The 1,703-nt window shown below is 65.4% G+C and carries 2 protein-coding genes; both read right to left on the bottom strand.

Translation table 11 applies throughout. The annotated features are described in order from the left end of the window. Window positions 1-14: 14 nt before the first annotated feature. Complete coding sequence (locus EOA28_RS34975) at window positions 15-818, bottom strand: sugar phosphate nucleotidyltransferase (RefSeq protein WP_127251278.1); 804 nt, start codon at window positions 816-818, stop codon at window positions 15-17. Further along, the coding region (locus EOA28_RS34980) for a glycosyltransferase (protein ID WP_128315809.1) at window positions 818-1,703 on the bottom strand (886 nt) is incomplete at its 5' end. The genes EOA28_RS34975 and EOA28_RS34980, both read right to left, overlap by 1 nt.

The raw sequence follows: 1,703 nt of genomic DNA on the forward strand, positions 1-1,703 counted from the left end.
GGAATGCAGCATGGCTAAGCTCCTTCGCCTGGAACGGTTGGCATTGGCGAGCGGTCCTGCGATGCGAATGTCGGCAGGGGTCCGTCATCGATGGCGTCGTTGCTTTCGAGCAGCCTGAGCGCCGTGCGATAGCCGTTGAAGGTACCGACATCGACATAGGCCGTCCCCGCCTTGACGCCGTAAGCTTCGCCTCCGCCGGCGAGATAGGCGTTGACCAGCGTGCCGAAATACTCGTCGACGCCGTCGCGCTGGCGCCACAGGGCCGCCAGTTGATGGAAGACACGGCCCGGCATCTTGAAGGCGCCCCAGACCCAGTTTGTCGCGGCGTCAGCTTGCTTGACCTGGATCTGCTCGACCCGCCCGTTCCCATCGAGGACGACGGCGTCGAACAGTTCCGGGCGATCGACCGGAAACATCAGGAAGGACAGCCGGTCGTCGGCCAGACGGCAGAAGCCGTCTTCAGGGAACCAGATCGTGTCAGGCAGGCCGATCAGGACCGTTTCGTCCGGTGTCACGAGCGGTGCGGCGCGGAAGATCGCGTCGCAAAGGCCAACCGGAGACGGCTGCGCCACGAAGATCGCCGCGGCGTCGCCATAGCCGGCGGCGTAATATTCGAGGATGTCCGACTTGCCGGAACCGATGATGAAGCAGATGCGGTCGACGCCGTTGCGCACCATGCGCCGCACCAGATATTCGCTCACCGCGCAAGGGCGTTCGGTCTGGCCGTCCAGGCGGCTGCCGACCGGCAGCAGCTCCTTGGAGAAACCCAGCGGCTGAATGCGGCTGCCGCGGCCGGCGGCAGGCACGATGCCAAACATCAGACAGCTTCCTCCATTGTGCCCTTCGACATGGACGAAAAAGCGTCGTTCAGGATGCGGTCGAGTTCGGCGGCGCGATGCGCGGACGTATGCTCGTCGAGAACGCGCTCCCGGGCGCGGCGGCCGAGAGTCGCGATCTCGTTCTCCGACAGGTCAAGCGCGGCAACGACGTCGCCGGTGCTGTGCGCCAACAGAATCTCGCTGCCGGGCGTGAAGAAGCTGTCGAGGCCGGCCCAGTCGTCGGAGATGATCGCGGCGCCGCACGCCGCCGCCTCGAACAGACGGCCTGACGGGCACCAGCCCTGTCGCGCCATTGCCTCGCGGGTGACATTCAGCGTCAGGCGCGAGGAGGAAAAGAAGGCCGGGTGATCGGCCGGCGGCAGGTGCCTGACGAAATAGATGTTGCTGCTCCAGGGGAAGTCCTGCGGGTACTGCGCCCCGCCTATGACGAAACGGCGGTTCGGCAGTCGGGCCGCTGGAGCGACGAGCAGCCTTTCCACGGCCGCCTGCCGGTCCTCGGCATAGGTGCCGAGATAGGACAGGTCGCATGCGAACTCGGGCCTTGGCTGCGCCGGCCGGTGCCGGTCAGGATCGACATGGCCGTAGAGCGGCAGGACATGACGTGCGCCAAGTATGCTCTTCAGTGTGTCGATCGCCGGCCCTCCCGTGTAGCTCAGGACCAGGTCGAAATCGCGCAATCCCTTCGGCTCGAAATAGGCCGGGTAGTCACCTCGCTCTATGCTCGCCAGCGTCACCGGTGTATCGAGATCGTAAAACACCTTCAGGCTGCGGCAGCTGTCGTTCGCGATCCGCGAGGCCTCGACGGCATCGGGACAATAGGAGGTGACGATGACGGCGTCGGCTTCCCGTATCGCGGTCTCGGCC

This window comes from Mesorhizobium sp. M2A.F.Ca.ET.067.02.1.1 (assembly GCF_004023285.1).
In the GTDB taxonomy this organism is placed as follows: Bacteria; Pseudomonadota; Alphaproteobacteria; order Rhizobiales; family Rhizobiaceae; genus Mesorhizobium.

What these genes read in the sequence shown, in the direction of transcription:
- EOA28_RS34975 (WP_127251278.1), bottom strand. Translation starts at nt 818, where the DNA reads ATGTTTGGCATCGTGCCTGCCGCCGGCCGCGGCAGCCGCATTCAGCCG.